Genomic DNA, 917 nt, shown 5'->3' with positions numbered 1-917 from the left:
AAGCCCCCATCTCTAAGCGAAGCGTAGGTGGCGGGTAGTTCACGTAATCATTATGCAAAAGGTGAGATCACAGAAGAGGAATATCTAAAAATCAAGAAGCTCATTGAGGAGTAGCGTCAAGATATTGCGCCTTTCATCGGAGAATTCTATAATGGGAATGAATAAAACCGAACCCGAGAGGAGTAATCTATGATACTAGAAGCAATGTGTCAAGCAAGCCCATCTTGGATGCAACGGATGGAAGCCGCAGGTACACCTATCTATGAATATGATGAGGAGTGGCCTGTGACGATTGAAGTCAAGAATCATTCTGATTCCTTTGTTGAAGCGAGAGTGCTAACAAAAGGTTCTGAACTTCACCTCTTTGTGATTAAATGTAGTCAAGGATATAAGCTTCAATGGAGAGATCAAAAATGGACACAACCTATTGATCGGTTAAATGATTTTACGAATGACAGTGCATTAGAAAAGGCAAATCAAAGTTGGGATCCATTTGCTGTCCAGTCGATTGCCACTGCTGTAAGGAAAATTGGCGAATCGTTCACAGCATTAAAAGATTAGTACAACCTAAGGCCGACTAATTAGTCTGATTAGAGGTAGTAGTCCCCCTAATTGAACCAGGGTGGACTACTATTTTTGTTGGGAAAAACGGCAACCAAGATACCAAAAAAAGCTATTAGTGTTATTATCTTATAACTGAGCTAACGAAACACATTTGATTTCTTTAATTTGTTCATACTAAGCAACAATCGTTTTTCTAATAGATAAAAATCAACACTTGAAAAACAAAAATATAATGCAAAATAATCTCATATTTGATAAGTTTTAATTAATGGAAATAGTTACCTAAATAGTGGCGTTATCTACTATATTTTGATTTGTTTTAATAGATTTCTTTTCCCTTGAGAGGAGATGCT

At 36.9% G+C, this 917-nt stretch carries 1 protein-coding gene; it reads left to right on the top strand.

Features of this window, described 5'->3' with window-relative positions; translation table 11 throughout:
• The first annotated feature begins 189 nt into the window (after positions 1 to 189).
• On the top strand, positions 190 to 561 hold the full coding sequence (locus U473_RS07680) for a hypothetical protein (RefSeq protein WP_068725016.1): 372 nt from the start codon (positions 190 to 192) through the stop codon (positions 559 to 561).
• The last annotated feature ends 356 nt before the right edge of the window (positions 562 to 917 follow it).

The organism is Tepidibacillus decaturensis (genome assembly GCF_001561915.1).
GTDB lineage: Bacteria > Bacillota > Bacilli > Tepidibacillales > Tepidibacillaceae > Tepidibacillus_B > Tepidibacillus_B infernus.
This window is presented reverse-complemented; position numbering and strand designations above follow the sequence as displayed.